The organism is Saccharopolyspora hattusasensis, from assembly GCF_050972075.1.
In the GTDB taxonomy this organism is placed as follows: domain Bacteria; phylum Actinomycetota; class Actinomycetes; order Mycobacteriales; family Pseudonocardiaceae; genus Saccharopolyspora; species Saccharopolyspora hattusasensis.
On the sequence record NZ_JBPCDC010000001.1, the window covers coordinates 1373678 to 1390272 of the forward strand.

Consider the following 16595-nt stretch of genomic DNA (forward strand, 5'->3'; position numbering starts at 1 on the left):
ACAAAACGTACTGGGTTTCGCGACACCGTCCACCGCGAAGACGACCAGAACGCGTACTCCGGAACCCGGTTCCCAGGCCTTGCCACTTTGCGCAACCCCGCACTCGGCCTGCTTGGCCTGGCCGACATCAGCCAGGTCACCCGTTCGCCGCAACACGTCGCCGCCGACCGCACCGGAATCCTCTCACCATAGCGGAATCGACCAGCCGGAACCGGCTTTGACGATCCCGTCCGGCTGACTGACTGTCCGAATGGTCATGCATTAGTGGTCATTAGGGCACTGTCGCGACCAAGCGGTACCGTCTCTGACGAAAAGAGGGTCAGAATTCGCCCCGTAACGCACTAACGACATTTGGCCCGGTTGGCGGCAGAATCAATGCCCCAAGCGCACACCTGGGGTAGGCCGATTTCCGCATGCCGAAAAAGAGAACGTTACTGGAGGTGGAAGCAGAGGAGCACCTGGACCAATCCTCTGGTTTCCCTGCAGGTTTCCTTGCGATCCCGTTGATCGCACGTGAAGCGGCGGCCAATGGCGCTCATTTACTCTAAGAATACTTGCACGGAGCGGCATCTGCCATGTCGTAGGCGAATAACCCTTGGCTCGGTTCTCGCGTGGGGGCACGCCGGTGCCGGTTGCATTAAATGGGTCTTCTTTAGGAGGCTTTCTCGATGACCATCCCCTCGCCAAGGCATACCGGACAGATAACCGGCGCCCAAGCCCTGGTTCAAAGCCTGGAACTAGTCGGGGCGGAGGTGATCTTTGGTTTGCCGGGGGGCGCGATCCTGCCAGCATATGATGCACTGGTCGATTCGAAGAGGCTACGGCACGTATTGGTACGGCACGAGCAATGCGCCGGCCACGCGGCAAGAGGATACGCCCAGGCGACCGGGAACGTTGGGGTTTGTCTGGTTACCAGCGGACCCGGCGCGACCAATCTCGTCACTCCGCTGGCCGACGCGCACCGAGACTCGATTCCGCTTGTGGCGATCACCGGCCAGGTCCCCAGCACTGCGATCGGAACAGACGCTTTCCAGGAGATTGACGTCCTGGGGATCACTCTTCCCATTACCAAACACGGATTCGCAGTCACCAACGCCGAACAGATTCCCGCCGCGATCGCCGACGCATTTCGGATTGCCAGGACCGGCAGACCTGGGCCGGTGGTTGTCGACGTGTGCAAGGATGCCTTGCTCGCCGCCACTCCCTTCACCAAACCACGAGCGCCAACGCCTCAGGCGCCCACCATGTGTGACGAGGGATTGCTGCGTAGCGCCCTAAATCTGTTGCGTTCGGCATCGCGGCCGGTGCTATACGTCGGCGGCGGTGCCGTTCTCGGGGAAGCTGCCCCGGAACTGTTGCGCTTCGCAGAGCATGCCGGGATACCTGTGGTGACCACGCTCATGGGTCTCGGCGTTTTCCCGGACAGCCATCCATTGCACATGGGCATGCCGGGTATGCACGGATCAGTGGCGGCCGTCGGCGCCCTGCAGCAGGCCGACTTGCTCATCGCGGTCGGGGTTCGCTTCGACGACCGAGTGACCGGACAACTGTCCACGTTCGCTCCCGGAGCAAAGGTCGTCCACATCGACATCGACGCCACCGAGATTTCCCGGGTCAGGCACGCCGACGTGCCGCTGGTCGGCGATTGCAAACAGGTCCTCGGCGAACTCCACCGGCTAAGCGCCGCAGAAGCCCTTCGCTACGACTTCACGGCCTGGACGAGTGTCTTGCAGGGATATCAGAAGACCTATCGCCCGGCCTACGAACAGCCCGCGGACGGGCTGTCTGCCCCACACGTGCTACGCCGGCTGAGCGAACTGGTCGCGCCGGACGCGGTCTACGTGACCGGGGTTGGCCAGCACCAGATGTGGACTGCCCAGTGCATCGGCTTCGAACGTCCGCGCTCGCTGATCACCTCGGGCGGGCTTGGCACGATGGGAGTGGCGGTCCCTGCGGCCATGGGTGCGAAATTGGCTTTGCCCGAACGCGAGGTCTGGGCGATCGACGGCGACGGCTGCTTCCAGATGACGCATCAGGAGCTGGCCACGTGCGTAGCCGAACGAATCCCCATCAAGATCGCCGTGATCAACAACGGTAGTTATGGCATGGTCCGGCAGTGGCAGAACCTTTTCTACGACGAGCGGTACTCGCACTCCGAGTTGAACGCCGTTGGGGCAGCGCCGGATTTCGTGCGGCTCGCCGAGGCATACGGCTGCGTCGGCCTTCGATGCGCGAAGGCCGATGAAATCGACGAAGTGATTCGGGGCGCTCTGGAAATCACCGACATTCCCGTCGTCATCGATTTCCAGGTGCCGGCCAACGAGTTGGTGTGGCCGATGGTCGGTCCCGGCGCCAGCAACGATGACATTTCCATCGCCCGGGGTATGTCACCACGCTGGGATACGAGCATCGTTCGTCAGGAAGTCATCGCGAGAAACGCGATTCCCGAGTTGGCCGGCGCCTCGCCTCGCGCCGTTTTCGTGGTTGCACGGGACACGCCTTACGTAGTACCGCGCGTTACGGCCACTGTGCGCCGCTGTGGCCTCACCATAGACCGGATGTCGCTGGAAAACCACGGCGGACAGCAATATCTGGAACTGTCCTTGGGACCCTCCGGGGTTCGTGGCGAATCCTTGGTGGACAGCCTCCGGGACCTGGCGGATGTTCTCGAATGCAAAGCTACAGTACAGGAGGAAAGTCATGAGTACGAGCGGCTCGGTCACAACGCAATCGGGTAGCCAAGAAACTACGAGCTTGCCACGTCAGCGGCGCGCGACCATGAAAGCGCTCACCCTCGTGGCGCACAACGAGGTCGCGTTGGCAGAACGGCCGGTACCGCACCCGGGCCCGCGCGATGTGGTGGTGCGAACCACCGCATCGATGATGTGCGCGAGCGATGTACACAATCTAAGCGGCGCAATGGCCGTGCCGGTGGGCCGGATACTTGGACACGAAAGTGTGGGGATCGTGAGCCGCGTTGGCGACGCGGTGACACGAGTACGCGAAGGCGAACGGGTGGCGGTTACCTCAGTCACGCCGTGTGGATGCTGCGATTTCTGCCAGAGCGGGGCACCACAGCAGTGCGGTGGTGGGGTTGGTGGCTACAAGTTCACCACACAGCAGGACGGAAGCCTGGCTGAATATTTCGTCGTGCCGGACGCCGATTTCAACGTCGCCAGGATCCCCGACGAGCTGACCGACGAGCAGGCGTTGTACGCGACCGACTCCATGAGCACGGGGCTCGCCGCAGCCGAACAGGCCAACATTCCACTTGGCGGGACAGTTGCGGTGTTCGCTCAGGGCGCGGTCGGTCTGTCCGTCACGGCAGGAGCCCGCTTGCTCGGCGCCGGCACAGTCATAACCACCGCGACTCGCCCGCTCAACGCCCGCCTGTCCGCGCAGTTCGGCAGTGATCTGGTCATCAACCCACGCCACGAGGACGCGATCAACGCGATTCGGGACGTCGTTGGCCAGCACGGGGTCGATTGCGCCATCGAGGCACTCGGCACCCACCAGACCTTCGAGCAGGCCGTTCGCGCAACGAAAGCCGGAGGCACCGTGGTCAACGCCGGCTACCACGGCTGGCAGTCCACCGGGCACCTGCCGATTCCGCTGGTGGCCTTCGGTTTCGGCATGGGTGGCAAGACAATCCGGGCGATGCTCTGCCCCGGTGGCTCCGAGCGCCTTCAGCGGTTGTTCCGGCTCATGGTCAACAAGCGCATCGACCCCACACCGATGACTACGCACCGCTTCGGCTTCGCGGACGCGGCGAAAGCCTTCGATCTTCTCGCTTCACGCGCTGACGGAATTATCAAGCCGCTGATCACGTACTGAGGGACAACATGACACAGACTGCAGGCATTCTCGGCGCTGGCTATTCGGTCCCGAACGGGGTCCGGCGCAACGACGACCCGGCCTATGCTTCGCTGAATCAGAACCGCAACGCCCAGGGCGTGATCGAGGCGGCCGTCTTCCGCGGCCTCGATCGGCGCCGAGTGCTCGCCAAGGGCGAACGCATCGAAGACCATGTCGTCAAGGCCGCTGATGCCGCGCTGGGCAAAGCAGGGCTCGAGCCCGGAGACATCGACCGGTTGTACGGCTACATCACCGTGCCGGAATACCTCACTCCCAACAGCCTGTACCACGTGCACCACCTGCTGGGGCTTCCCCCTGAAGTCATGGTCGTACCGATCAACAGCGAGTACAGCAACTTCCTGCTCGGCGTCGTGCACGCCGCCGAGGCAGTGGAGGCCGGCCGGACCCGCAACTCGCTGGTCGCCTGCGGCGCCAACTGGACCGGGCACATGGACTACACCAAAGGCCACGCGGTCAGCATCGGAGACGCGGCCGGCGCGGCGGTGGTCGGTCCGTCCGATCGATTCGTGGTCGTTGACCACTTGACGCAGACCGCAAGCAGCCAATACCACGGCCTGACCATGACCATGAGAACGTTGCACCTCAACGGACTCACGCTGCTCCCCACCGATCCGGTCACCGGGCTGCCGACCCCGACCTACGACATGACGCAGACCGGGATCGAGGACCTCGGCGGGCTGGTCAAGGACGCCGTCGCAGTAGTGGCGCTTGACCTGCTCAAACGCAATGACGTGGACCCGAACCAGGTGACCCTCATGACCCACCAGGGTTCCCGGATCCTGATGGACCACTGGAACGAGCGCATCAAACCCCGGGATTACCTGGACACCCTCGCCGAGCACGGCAACATGACCGTGGCCACCTACCCGGTCAATCTCGCCTACTACCTCGACGAGATCACCACCGAGTACACGCTGATCGTGGCAGTCGCATGCGGACTACACGTGACCGCATTGCTGCTACGCAACTGAGCTGCTGCGCAACCGGACTGCTACCACGTCCGGCAAAGTCGACCAGATATTCTGGTTCGAATCTGCGAAGCAAATCCTTTCGGCATCCGCGCCTCGACCAGGGGCACCCTTGGGCTTCTTCATAGTCGCTCAAGGGTGCCCCTCACCTCTCACGGTTGCGCCGACGGCGCCGAGTTCCTCCGGCGGCACGGATCAGCGGGCCCGAACCACTCGCGCAGCACGCGGTATCTACAACGAAGCCCGGCGGTGACAGATAGGGAAGAAACACCTGCCCGTTGGACACAATGTCCGTGGAAACGCCGTCTCGCCTGCGGAACGGGGCTTAAGCTCGAGCCGATTTTTCATCTGGTCAGTCCGATTCCCGCATGAACGAAGGTTTGCTTCCATGTTTTCTTCGCACGCCGAATCCGCTGGGTAAGACTCGGCGCAGGCCGTGGCCGGGTCCGGTGATACGCAAAAATCCTCTATTGCGTTGCGTGAACCGATGAAAAAGCATTTCGCCTTCGTCAGCATTGCCCAGGCCGGGCACGTCAACCCAACCTTGCCGCTGGTGACAGAACTGCTGAGTCGTGGCCACCGCGTGACCTACGCAGTCGGTGACAAAATGGCGTCCGCTGTGGAAGAGACTGGGGCCGAGATGCTGCCCCTGCCAGGAAGCGTGTTTCCGTGATTATACGACGAGCACACCACGTTTCCCGTTCTGGTCAGACATTTCCGCGCCGACTTCCCGGACGTGGTCTGCTTCGACAGGATGACGGTGATCGGGCGCCGACTTGCCACGACGCTCGGTGTTCCCGAAGTCGCGCTCGTGCCCAGCATGGCTTACAACGAAACGTTTTCGCTGCCCAACGATCCCTTCGGCGCACGGGTGCTCGGCCCGCCCGCCGCGCTGAATCTTGTCTTTCTGCCACGCGAGTTCCAGCTCGCCGCCGACACCTTCGACGACCGATTCCGTTTCATCGGCCCCGTGCTGGGGCAGCGGGGCAACCAGCACTGGCAACCACATGATCCGCACGCCCCGTTGCTGTACATTGCGCTGGGCACCACCTTCAACAACCGGCCCGAGTTCTACCGGATGTGCCTGCAGGCCTTCGGCGACAGTCCCTGGCAGGTCGCCATGTCCATCGGACGCGCAATGTCCATCGGACGGCATCCCAACAGCAATGACCTAGTACGGCAGCCGCACTTTCGTGATCTTGGCTGGTCAGGGGCGTTGAGGGGGCCCGGTTAATCAGGCGGGCAGCCGCCTCGCGATGATCATGTTGTGACGCAAGAAGATCGTGAGGCGGCTGCGGCTGTCATGGTAGAGGGTGCGCGTGCGGTGGCGAACCTGGAGGTGCTGCACGGACGGTTGAGGCCGTGTTTCGCGCGGGCGAAGCCGTTTGGGCAGGCCAGGAAGTACATGTCCGGGTTGATGAGTGATCTGCCGCGCAAGAACGGGTGGACCATCGCCGAGCACGCGGGAGACCGGACTCCGGATCGGATGCAGCGGCTGCTCAATCACGCGGTGTGGGACCACGATCAGGTTCAGGGGGTGGTGCGACGGTTCGTGGTCGACCAGTTAGGAGACCAGCCGTTGCGGGTGGTGGCGCTGGACGAGTCCGGTCAGGAGAAACAGGGGGAATGCACTGCGGGCGCCAAACGGCAGTACATGGGCTGCGCGGGCCGGGTCGCGAATGGGGTGAACACAGTCTATTGCTCGTACGCCACCCCCGGCGGGCACGCGCTGGTCGGTGCCCGTATCTATGTGCCGGCCGAACAGCTCGACGATCCTGATCGCCGTGTCGCGCTCGGTGTTCCCGACAAGACCGAGTTCCGAACGAAACCGCAACTGGCGCAAGACATTCTTTTTGACATGATCTCGGATGAGACGATACCACCGTGGGTGGCGGGCGACGAGGTCTATGGCCGATCGGGCCCGCTACGGACTTTCTTGGAGGACAACGAGATCGGGTACGTGATGCGCGTCGGGTGCGCCTTCACCATCGAGTTGCCAACGGGTGAGCGGATACGCGCGGACGCTACCGTGGCCACGCACCTGGCCAGCCGCGAGCACGAGCGGGCCTGGCAGGTCTGCTCGGTGACCGGGTCGAAAGGCGAACGCATGTACGCCTGGGCCTGGATCGCGACCGCGAGCCCACGCCACTTTCTGTTGATACGCAAACACTTGCAGACCGGCGAGTTGGCCTACCACTACTGTCACGTTCCCGCTGGACGGCCGATCACGCTGATGACCCTCGTGCGGGTCGCATGCTTGCGCTGGCCAGTCGAAGAAGGGTTCGAGTTCGGAAAAGACCACTTCGGACTTGATCACTCCCAGGTCCGCCTCTACACCGCACTGCTGCGGCACATCGTACTCACTCTGGCCGCGCTCGCCGTCTGCGCCATCACCGCAGCCCAAGCCAGAACCCGAGCTCCAGCACCAATCTTGCCCACCACGCCCGATCAGCAGCCACCCGAGGATCCCGGCCTGATCGCACTCACTGTCGCCGAGATCAAACGACTATTCACACTGGTCACCCGTCGGCTCCACCCCGAAACCCACCACCTGCACTGGGTCTGGTGGCGACGCCGACACCAAGCTCGCGCCCGCTGGTTCCATCACCGCGCCCGACTACGTCGTGACCAGCGAACATAGCCCAACCGGAAAGTGCGGCTGCCGTACTAGGCCCGATCCCCGCCAACTTCGATATACAGGAGTCGTTCCCGCAACCCGCCGTCCTGCGCCACGCCGCCGCTTTTGTTTCCCACACCGGCATGAACTCCACCATGGAGTCCCTCTACTACGGCGTTCCCCTGGTGGCCTTCCCGCAAATAGCCGAACAAGCCGCGAACGCCGACCGCGTCGATGAACTCGGCCTCGGGCGTCGCCTGGATGCTTCCACGCTAACCGCGCACCAACTGCGTACCACAGTGAACTATCTTGCGGCAGACGAGCAGATGTGCGCCAAACTTGGCGCGATGCGCCAGATCGTCCGCGACTGCGGAGGCGCGATAGCCGGTGCCGACGCGCTGGAAGACCACCTCGCCTGAAGACCCGACCCAAGCCCTGCCCGCATCGCTGACCGCCACCCCGTTCACCGGTTGATGACCGGATAGTCCTCCTCCACCCAGAGCGCGCCGGACTGGATCGTCGCTCGTGAGTGTTCGTTCCGGCTCTTACCGGAAAGCAGATGGTGTGGGTGGTGGTGATCGCTGCGTTCCGAGGTGGCCCGTGCGTGGTTTTCGGTGCTATAGCGCCCGAAACCACTCACGCCACTCGCGCTGATGGTTGGGTGCCTCCGCAGCTTGGGTTTCCGGGTTTCGGGCCGGGCGGGAGAATACTGGCCCGCTGCCACCACAGCATGAGTCGCGGGATCTGCACTACACCGTTGCCCGGGACGGAATGACCGTCATCAAAGCCCGCCTCGACCGCGAGACCGGCGCCAAGTCCGCCGCGCTGATGCAACCCCTGGCCGCTCCTCGTCCGGAGATGTAGGGGAGAAGGACCCGCGCACGGGTGGGCGGCGTCGGCACGCTGCTCACGCCCGCTGCGCTTACCGTGTTCAATGACCAGCCCAGGCGTCGAGAGCACTCCCATAACTCAACGCCCTGGGCGAGTAGGCTGTGGAAGGTGGCGTGTGCCCGTGTCGGTGACGGGAAGCGTATCCCGGAGCACGAACCTCGCGGGCACCATCCAGTCAGGCAGCGATACCTCTGCGGTCGCCCGCAGGTCCGACTCCGACAATCGACTGCCGACGACGGACACCACGAACGCCAGTAGATACCGCTGCCCTTGCTCGTCATGCGGGGCGAGCGCGGTGACCTGGCGGACCGACGGATTGCGTGCCAGGTTCGCTTCGACCTCCTCCGGTTCGACCCGGTTTCCGTCCGCGGACCTTGACCTTCGGTCGACACGCCCCACGAAGTCGAGCACACCGTTGTCCAACGTACGCAGATAGTCGCCGGTGCGGTACATCCGGCTACCCGGGGAGCCGCAGGGATCGGCTAGACGAGTAAGTCCAAATTCCTGCGGGCATGAGGCGAGGGCGTCCATGATCCGTTTCGGCTGCGGTTCGCTGCTGCGTCGATTCGTGGTTCTTGGCCTGCGGGGGTGGGGTGGTCGGCGGGTGGTCGGCTATGGCCGCTTCCGCCCGCCATGGTGGTGGGTTGACTGTCTGGCTAGGTTGATCCGCTGTTGCTTGGGTGCCTGGTGGCCGTGCTGTGGTGTTCGCTCGGGTTGCTGGTGTCTTGGCTGGCCTGGTGCCTTTGGTTCGCTGCGGCGTGGTGCCGTGAGGCTGGCTGCTGCCCTGACTCTTCCGCTGCCTGGCTGCCTTGCAGCTGGGCTGCTGCGGTTCGCTGCGGCTCTGGTGCCTGGCTGCTGGTGGCGGTGCCACTGCCGGTGCTGCTGGTGGTCGCTGCTTCGGTTCTCTGGTGCTGGGTGGCCTCGCTCGTGTGCGGCTGGTGGCCGGTTGAGGCTGCTGCGGCTGCTGGTCGTGCTGCTCCCTGGGGGCTGGTCGCTGGGGCGTTGGGGCTGCCCTGGTCCCTGGCTGCTCTAGAGATCCTGCGCCCGGAGGTTGACCGGTTCGTGCTGGACCTGCTGTGCACCAACGGCCCCATGCGCTACCTGTCCCCGAAACTGTTCGTCGAGGAATCCGACGGGCATTGCAGGCTCGTCCCACCCTTGACTCACCTGGTGGCCGAACAGTGCCTCAACTGGTCACGCACGATCGTCCCCCACGCCGTCCACGTCGCGCGGATGCTGGCCACCGGTGCCAAAGGTGCGGTTCGGCCCGCCACGCCGATCAAGCGCACGCGCCCCCGGAAGTACCGCCCGACCACACCACTGCGCTTGTCTGGGACGGTCACGGTCGAGCGGATCATCCCCGATCACCTCTGGGCCGACATCGCTCCGCTACTGCCTGCGGCCCCGCAGCGGGGCAGCGTGGGACGTCCCCCAGCCGACAACCGGGCCGTGCTGGCGGGCATCGTGTGCGCCGAACAACTCGGCTGCTCCTACACCACAATCCCGCCCACACTCGGAGTCAGCGCCAAACCTGCCAAACCCGACTCGACACCTGGCAGCACACAGGCACGTGGTCGGCTATCGAAGATGTCCTTCACGCCAGCGACCACATCCGGCAACTCCGCGTCGAAGGCAACGCCACCCAAACCTGATCATCGCAATGTGCATTGGGGTGGGGGTTCTGATTCGGTCTCCCGTCGGCAACACCCTGATCAGGCATTACAGGGCACCGCAGACCCGAGCCGACGATGCCTACCCCCTCCGGGTACTACCGGAAACGGCCCCGGAATGAGCGACACAGTCGGAGAGTCCACCGTTCCCCGCTCCTCCACCTCAACGAACGACCATTCCGGCAAGGAACCGACTACAGAGACCCCGTAACCAAGCACACCTTGAGATACATCGACGGCTACTGGACATGCCGCTTGTGTTCGTTCGACGTCGCCGAAACCAATTACCGAACGTGGCATGCGATTGTCGAGGATCGCACGCATGGAGTGAACCTGAAATGTCGGTGATTCAGGGAACACTCATAGCTCGGTACGCGTGCAGGTGCCAATGCCGTTGCGATGAGAGAAAAGTTTCGGTGGTACTGAATCCCGGCGGACCTAGTTACGAGACGCTCCGTAAAGTTCTGAAAGGGCTATGGCGGCTCTAGACACGGACCGGTATCCGGCTAGCCCCCCGACCGGGTATCGGTCCGTCGCGGCCGGTTGGCGGCTCTGCTCCCCTCCAACCGCCAACCGGCCGTTTCCATATCGAGAGGAAAGAGTAAATAGATGATTGGGAATTACGATCGAAATGAGTGACACTCGTAAATTGGTCGAGTGTTCCACCCGTAACGGTGAGGGCCTGAACCCTAACGACAAGGAAGTTGTTTGTTCGGACTGTGGCGGAGTAGGAGCGATCCTTAAATAGCCTACTGCTAGCAGCACGGGTGCCCCGCACCACAGGTGCGGGGCACCCCCACACCCACCACCGCCCAGCGCCCCCGCCGACACGGCGGGGCGTGCGGAGCCGTGCGGGCAGGAGTCATCGATGAGGTGTTCGAGTCACCTAGACGCTGGTGCGGGTCCCGCATGTTCGCCCCCGACCGGCACCCACATCACTCCAAAGGAGAGGACACCGAGCCCCGTGAGCGACCCCATCGACGGGGCGCGAAGACTGCACGATGACCTTGATCGGGCGGACGGCCAGGAAATCGATTAGCGCCACCCGTCCGGCGGACTACAGCCCTCGAACCAATCGACACGATGAAACCGGAAAAGGAAGGGAGCACATCACCCATGAGACCGGCCCACATCCTGACTGCCAAACACGAGGACAAGACCGACCAGGACTCGCAGGACCCGCCGCACAAGCCACAGGGCAACGGCCCGCAGGGACCACCCGACCCGGACAAGGGCAACAAACACTGATGAGCACGGAGACCACCGCGACACCCGGAACGGCGTGGGATGCGCCGTTCCGGGCGGTGGACCGTGCCGCGTTCATCCCTGCCCAAGCCTGGGCCAACGATGATTCGGGGCGTCTGCGGCCGATCGACCGCGACACCGACCCCGAGACATGGTCGAGTGTTGTGGCCTTAGATCGTCCGATCGTGACCCAGATCGACGACGGGGCCACCCTGTGGCCCGAGGTCCGGGGCCTGGTGTCGAGTTCAGCGTCACAACCAAGCGTCGTGCGGACCATGCTGGAAGCCCTCGATGTGCAGGATGGGCAGCGGGTGCTGGAAGTGGGCACTGGCACCGGCTATAACGCCGCTCTGCTGACAGAACGTCTCGGTAGCGGAAACGTCACCACGGTTGATGTGGACGCCGCGCTCGTCGCCGACGCTCGGGCCAGCCTCACCCGCGTGGGATACCGGCCACACGTGGCGTGCGCTGACGGTCTGAACGGCTACCCCGAGCGGGCACCGTATGACCGACTGATCTGCACCGCGTCGATCAACGTCACCGGCATACCGCCCGCCTGGCTGGACCAGATCACGCCAGGCGGGATCATCCTCACCCCCTGGGGAACCGACTACCACAACGGTGTCCTCGTCCGGCTCACCGTCCACAATGAGCACTCAGCGTCCGGTTCGGTTGTGGGCGATGCCGCGTTTATGCGTCTGCGAGCCCAGCGCTACCCGTTCGGGCATGCCGCACGCATGGGCAAGATCATCGAGGCCAGCACTGAAGTGCGGGAATCCATCACCCCCATCGCCCCGACCAAAGTTGCCTTCGATGACGGCTCGTTCGCCGTTGGGCTGCGGATTCCGGAGGTGCAAAAGAGCATCGCCTATGACGAGCCGGACACCTTCGAGCTAATGGTGTACCACGTCGACAGCGGCTCGATCGCCGCTGTGAACGTCTCGCCGGACGCCACCGCCCACGGTGCCTACCCAGTACGGGAGATCGGCCCGCGTTCGTTGTGGTCCGAGGTCGCCGCCGCACACGAATGGTGGACATCCTTGAACCGTCCGGGGCGAACCCGCTTCGGTCTCACCGTCGATGGCGGGAAACATCGCGTGTGGCTGGACGCCCCGGACAACACGATCACGCACCTGTAGACGCTCGACGACTACGCCCCGGCGAAATCGCCCACTCGCCGGGGCGTAGTCGCGTCACAACAACACTCTCAGCGCTTGTGTTTGTGCGACCCGCCAGCCACCGCAGCAGCAGCCGCACCAGGATGACCGAGCCAGGCATCAACGAAACTGAGCAGACACCCACCAGATAGAGCCAGTCGAATCGACCCACCAGCCTCCCAGGGGGCAGCACGACCAGCAGCCGTCCTCAGCGCCCAACAGCAGGCAAACCACCAGCAGCCCGACCACTGAACAGCCAGCGGCCCCAGACACCAGCAAGTAGCAGCCACCAGCGGATCAACCCAGCCAGACAGTCAACCCACCACCATGGCGGGCGGAAGCGGCCATAGCCGACCACCCCACCCCCGCAGGCCAAGAACCACGAATCGACGCAGCAGCGAACCGCAGCCGAAACGGATCAGGGCAGCCCGAACCAACGCCGCCGATCACATCATCACAGTGAGTGATCGACGGCGAGATTTTTGGAGGCGTGTCCGGGCTACCGACACTTGATCAAGCTGTATACCCTAACCCCATTTCGCGCGAAATCGCCGCCTCCTCTGCACGGGAAGCGTCGATAGCTCAGCCACTCCGAGTTGAGGAATCTCACCGTCCGGTGTTCGTCACGCCTGGCAGCGCCATGGCGGGAAGCGGCGGGGGGCGTGTTCGCTGTTATGCGGATCGCGACGAGCGTTTCGAGCAGAGAACAGCCGTGAGTGTTTTTGGGTGCTATGGCACCCAAAAACACTCACGGCTGTTAGAGCAATGCGAAGGTGGCCATCGGCAGACGTGGCCATCGGCAGACGTGCCCACCAGCATCGGTTGCGGCGGCGGACAGCGGCGGCGGACAGTGGCGGCGGACAGTGGCGGCGGACAGTGGCGGCGGACAGTGGCGGCGGACACGACCAGAGGATCGTGGCGGGAAAGCTACCGGCCAGACCGCACCCGCGCTGACGGGCACCCCGCTGTCAGCTGCCACGAACTAGGGACCACTGAAGCGGGTGTTTTGCCATGGTCATGGGACCACTTGGTTGCCACTAATGGGACCACCTGGCGTGTCGTGCCGGGACGGTTCTCGATTGTCCACATGGGATCGATCCAAGTTGATCGACTTGGAGGTCCTGTGGGATGGCGTACCGGGAGGTTGCTGTGATCGAAGTTCGGGAGATGTTGCGGGCCTGGATGGCGGGTAAGGGTCTGCGGAGGGTGGCTGAGCAGGCCGGGGTGGACCGTAAGACGGTCCGCCGCTACACCGATGCGGCGGTGGCGGCGGGGCTGGATCGTGACGGCGGCGAGGATCAGCTGACCGACGAGCTGATCGGGCAGGTGGTGGCCGGGGTGCGCCCGGATCGCCCGGCTGGTCGTGGCTCGGCGTGGGAGAGCCTGGAGACCGAGCGTGAGCAGATCGTGGAGTGGGTCGGCAAGGACCTGACGGTGGTCAAGATCGGGGAGTTGCTGGCCCGCCAGGGGGTGGTGGTGCCGCATCGGACGCTGCACCGTTTCTGCGTGGAGCGCACCGGCTACCGGGACCGTGGCGCTGGAGACACGGTGCGGGTGGCCGATGGCACGCCGGGCGTGGAGTGCCAGATCGACTTCGCCAAGATGGGGCTGCTGTATGACCCGTCGGCGGGGCGGCGCCGCGTGGTGCACGCGTTGATCTTCACGGCGGTGTTCTCGCGGCACATGTTCGTGTGGCTGACCTTTGCGCAGACGCTGGAGGCCGTCGTGGCCGGGTGCGAGGCGGCGTGGCGGCACTTCGATGGAGTGTTCCGGGTGCTGATCCCGGATAACGCGTCGGCGATGGTGGCCAAGGCGGACGCGGTCAATCCGCAGTTCACCGTGGGCTGGCTGGAGTACGCGCAGGCCAGGGGCTTCGTCACGGACGCGGCCAGGGTCCGCTCACCCCAGGACAAACCTCGGGTCGAGAGGACTGTGCAGTACGTACGCGGCAACTTCTTCGCTGGCGAGACCTTTGTGGACCTGGCCGACGCCCAGGCCCGCGCCGAGACCTGGTGCCGGGACAAGGCCGGGCTGCGGATCCATGGCACGATCCACGCCCGCCCGGCGGAGGTGTTCGCCGAGCACGAGGCCACCGCGCTGCTGCCCGCCCCCGAGACGCCGTATGAGGTGCCGATCTATGTCGAGGTCAAAGTGCACCGCGACTACCACGTTCAGGTTGGCAAGGCGCTGTACTCGGCCCCGAAGGCCTACATCGGCCAGCAGGTCCAAGCCCGCGCGGACGCGGAACTGGTCAAGCTGTTCCACCGCGGCCAGCTGATCAAGACCCATCCCCGGCAGCGCCCCGGTGGCCGCTGCACCGACCCCGAAGACCTGCCCGCCGAGAAGACCGCCTACGCGCTGCGTGACCTGCAGCGGCTGACCCGCGCCGCCGCCGCGCACGGCGAGAACGTCGGCATCTACGCGGAACGACTGCTCGACGACAAGCTGCCCTGGACCCGGATGCGGCAGGTCTACCGGCTGCTCGGGCTGGCCAAACGCTATGGCTCCGGACCAGCCGACACCGCGTGCGGGAAAGCCCTGGACATCGACGTCATCTCCGTCACCAAGATCGCCTCGATGCTGGAGCACGCGACCGAGAACACCCCCACCCCGGCGCCGGCGGCCGCACGAGCGGCCACCCCAGCCCGCTTCGCCCGCGATCCGCGCGAGTTCCGGCGGGTCAAGCCGTACTGGATGAAAGTGATCGACGGCGGAGGGGAGGCGACGACCCGATGAGCGCCACAACGATGATCGACCCAGTCTCACCCGAGCTCAAGCAGGTGCTGCGGGCGCTCAAGCTCGGCAAGATGCTCCACACGCTGCCCGAACGGCTCACGTTGGCCAAACAGCAGCACCTCTCGCACGCGGCGTTCCTCGAGCTCGTGCTGGCCGACGAGGCCACCCGCCGCGACACCCAGTCCGCGCAGCTACGGGCCCGCAAAGCCGGCCTCGACCCCGGCATGCGCATCGAAACCTGGGACGAGTCCGCCGCGGTGCGCTACGACCGCACCCTCTGGAACGAACTCACCAGCCTGCGATTCCTCGACGGGCCCCACGGAGCCTGCCTGCTCGGAGCGGTCGGGGTCGGCAAGACCCACCTGGCCACCGCGCTCGGGCACATCGCCGTCCGCCGCCGCCACAGCGTGCTCATGCTCCGCGCCGACGCGCTGTTCAAACGACTCAAAGCCGCCCGCCTCGACAACAGCGTCGAGGCCGAGATGCGCCGGCTGACCCAGGTCCGGCTCCTGCTCATCGACGACTTCGCACTCCAGCCCCTGCACGCCACCGAGACCGCCGACTTCTACGAGCTCGTCGTGGCCCGTCACCACACCGCGTCCACCGTGCTGACCTCCAACCGCGAGCCTGCCGAGTGGCTGGCCATGATGAGCGACCCCCTCCTCGCCCAATCCGCCGTCGACCGGCTCACCTCCACCACTCACGAACTCGTCATCGAGGGCGAGTCCTACCGGCAACGACAGAAACCCGGACACGCGCCCTCCGACGCGTCCATTGACACCACCACGACGGGAGACCACGATGCTCACTGAGCCGACCACGTGGTCCCATCCCCGCGGCAATACCCCGGTCCCTTCCTCGTGGCAAATGACAACCCGGGCAACACCAGCACCAGGACAGCGGGCACACCACACCGTGGTCACAAGACCATGCAGCGCGCCAATCACGAGCGATGATCCAGTGGTGGTGATCGCTGCGTTCCGAGGTGGCCCGTGCGTGGTTTTCGGTGCTATAGCGCCCGAAACCACTCACGACAGCCCGACCCACCACGCCGTGCACACCACGTTGACCCGCCCCGGCTATGCCGGCGCCTACGCCTTTGGGCCGGACACGCCAGCATCGCTATATCGGCAAAGACGGCCAGATGCGCGTCCGCCAACGCAGGCTGCCGCGGGACGAGTGGGAGGTCCTCATCACCGATCACCACGGCGGGGGTTCATCGACTGGGACACCTACCAGGCCAACCAGCAGCAGATGGGCACCAATACTCGCCCCCAGCTGCACGAGCCGTGCACCGGCGCCGTCCGGGAGGGCTGCGCTCTGCTGCAGGGCCTGGCCACCTACGGATCCTGTGGCCGCAAACTGACCTCGGCAACGTGCACCAGCGGACGAAGATGCCCCCGCACCAGACGATTCCGCGCCCCCCGTCAGCTCC

Annotated in this window: 13 protein-coding genes; 12 read left to right on the forward strand and 1 reads right to left on the reverse strand. The window is 64.7% G+C overall.

Annotated elements, in window-relative coordinates:
• Positions 1 to 668: 668 nt before the first annotated feature.
• From ACRXBZ_RS05665 to ACRXBZ_RS05695, 7 genes are all read left to right on the forward strand, one after another.
• Complete coding sequence (locus tag ACRXBZ_RS05665; protein ID WP_433878121.1) at positions 669 to 2738, forward strand: acetolactate synthase large subunit; 2070 nt, start codon at positions 669 to 671, stop codon at positions 2736 to 2738.
• The gene (locus tag ACRXBZ_RS05670; protein WP_433878122.1) at positions 2701 to 3834 is read left to right on the forward strand and encodes an alcohol dehydrogenase catalytic domain-containing protein; all 1134 of its coding nucleotides are present in this window, start codon (positions 2701 to 2703) and stop codon (positions 3832 to 3834) included. Before ACRXBZ_RS05665 ends, ACRXBZ_RS05670 begins: the two co-directional genes overlap by 38 nt.
• A gap of 8 nt (positions 3835 to 3842) precedes the next feature.
• Positions 3843 to 4847, forward strand: coding sequence for a hypothetical protein (locus tag ACRXBZ_RS05675; protein ID WP_433878123.1), 1005 nt, complete (start codon positions 3843 to 3845; stop codon positions 4845 to 4847).
• Between the two features lie 433 nt (positions 4848 to 5280).
• Entirely contained in the window at positions 5281 to 5517 is a 237-nt protein-coding gene (locus ACRXBZ_RS05680; RefSeq protein ID WP_433878124.1) for a hypothetical protein, read from the forward strand.
• Between the two features lie 81 nt (positions 5518 to 5598).
• Positions 5599 to 6078, forward strand: coding sequence for a glycosyltransferase (locus ACRXBZ_RS05685; RefSeq protein WP_433878125.1), 480 nt, complete (start codon positions 5599 to 5601; stop codon positions 6076 to 6078).
• A gap of 33 nt (positions 6079 to 6111) precedes the next feature.
• A complete protein-coding gene (locus ACRXBZ_RS05690) occupies positions 6112 to 7485 on the forward strand; it encodes an IS701 family transposase (RefSeq protein ID WP_433878126.1) in 1374 nt (457 codons plus the stop codon).
• Positions 7482 to 7880, forward strand: a complete 399-nt coding sequence (locus ACRXBZ_RS05695; protein ID WP_433883804.1) for a nucleotide disphospho-sugar-binding domain-containing protein — start codon at positions 7482 to 7484, stop codon at positions 7878 to 7880. The genes ACRXBZ_RS05690 and ACRXBZ_RS05695 overlap by 4 nt, the downstream gene beginning before the upstream one ends.
• Before the next feature lie 550 nt (positions 7881 to 8430).
• Here the strand turns inward: ACRXBZ_RS05695 and ACRXBZ_RS05700 are convergent.
• Positions 8431 to 8805 carry an AMP-binding enzyme gene (locus tag ACRXBZ_RS05700; protein WP_433878127.1) on the reverse strand — a complete coding sequence of 125 codons (375 nt, stop codon included), beginning with the start codon at positions 8803 to 8805 and terminating at the stop codon, positions 8431 to 8433.
• Positions 8806 to 9210: 405 nt separating this feature from the next.
• Between ACRXBZ_RS05700 and ACRXBZ_RS05705 the strand changes: the two genes are divergently transcribed.
• The 5 genes from ACRXBZ_RS05705 (at position 9211) to istB (ending at position 15972) form a co-directional block, all read left to right on the forward strand.
• On the forward strand, positions 9211 to 10233 hold the full coding sequence (locus ACRXBZ_RS05705) for a transposase (protein ID WP_433878128.1): 1023 nt from the start codon (positions 9211 to 9213) through the stop codon (positions 10231 to 10233).
• A gap of 905 nt (positions 10234 to 11138) precedes the next feature.
• Positions 11139 to 11270, forward strand: coding sequence for a hypothetical protein (locus ACRXBZ_RS05710; protein ID WP_433878129.1), 132 nt, complete (start codon positions 11139 to 11141; stop codon positions 11268 to 11270).
• Positions 11270 to 12406, forward strand: coding sequence for a methyltransferase domain-containing protein (locus tag ACRXBZ_RS05715; protein WP_433878130.1), 1137 nt, complete (start codon positions 11270 to 11272; stop codon positions 12404 to 12406). The genes ACRXBZ_RS05710 and ACRXBZ_RS05715 overlap by 1 nt, the downstream gene beginning before the upstream one ends.
• Positions 12407 to 13552: 1146 nt before the next feature.
• Complete coding sequence (gene istA, locus ACRXBZ_RS05720; RefSeq protein WP_433877559.1) at positions 13553 to 15160, forward strand: IS21 family transposase; 1608 nt, start codon at positions 13553 to 13555, stop codon at positions 15158 to 15160.
• Positions 15157 to 15972: an IS21-like element helper ATPase IstB gene (istB, locus tag ACRXBZ_RS05725; RefSeq protein ID WP_433878131.1), complete on the forward strand. Its 816-nt coding sequence runs from the start codon at positions 15157 to 15159 to the stop codon at positions 15970 to 15972. Before istA ends, istB begins: the two co-directional genes overlap by 4 nt.
• Positions 15973 to 16595 lie beyond the last annotated feature (623 nt).

Coding starts and splice junctions, on each gene's coding strand:
- ACRXBZ_RS05665 (WP_433878121.1), top strand. CDS start 669: ATGACCATCCCCTCGCCAAGGCATACCGGACAGATAACCGGCGCCCAA.
- ACRXBZ_RS05670 (WP_433878122.1), top strand. CDS start 2,701: ATGAGTACGAGCGGCTCGGTCACAACGCAATCGGGTAGCCAAGAAACT.
- ACRXBZ_RS05675 (WP_433878123.1), top strand. CDS start 3,843: ATGACACAGACTGCAGGCATTCTCGGCGCTGGCTATTCGGTCCCGAAC.
- ACRXBZ_RS05685 (WP_433878125.1), top strand. CDS start 5,599: ATGACGGTGATCGGGCGCCGACTTGCCACGACGCTCGGTGTTCCCGAA.
- ACRXBZ_RS05700 (WP_433878127.1), bottom strand. CDS start 8,805: ATGTACCGCACCGGCGACTATCTGCGTACGTTGGACAACGGTGTGCTC.
- ACRXBZ_RS05710 (WP_433878129.1), top strand. CDS start 11,139: ATGAGACCGGCCCACATCCTGACTGCCAAACACGAGGACAAGACCGAC.
- ACRXBZ_RS05715 (WP_433878130.1), top strand. CDS start 11,270: ATGAGCACGGAGACCACCGCGACACCCGGAACGGCGTGGGATGCGCCG.
- istA (WP_433877559.1), top strand. CDS start 13,553: ATGGCGTACCGGGAGGTTGCTGTGATCGAAGTTCGGGAGATGTTGCGG.
- istB (WP_433878131.1), top strand. CDS start 15,157: ATGAGCGCCACAACGATGATCGACCCAGTCTCACCCGAGCTCAAGCAG.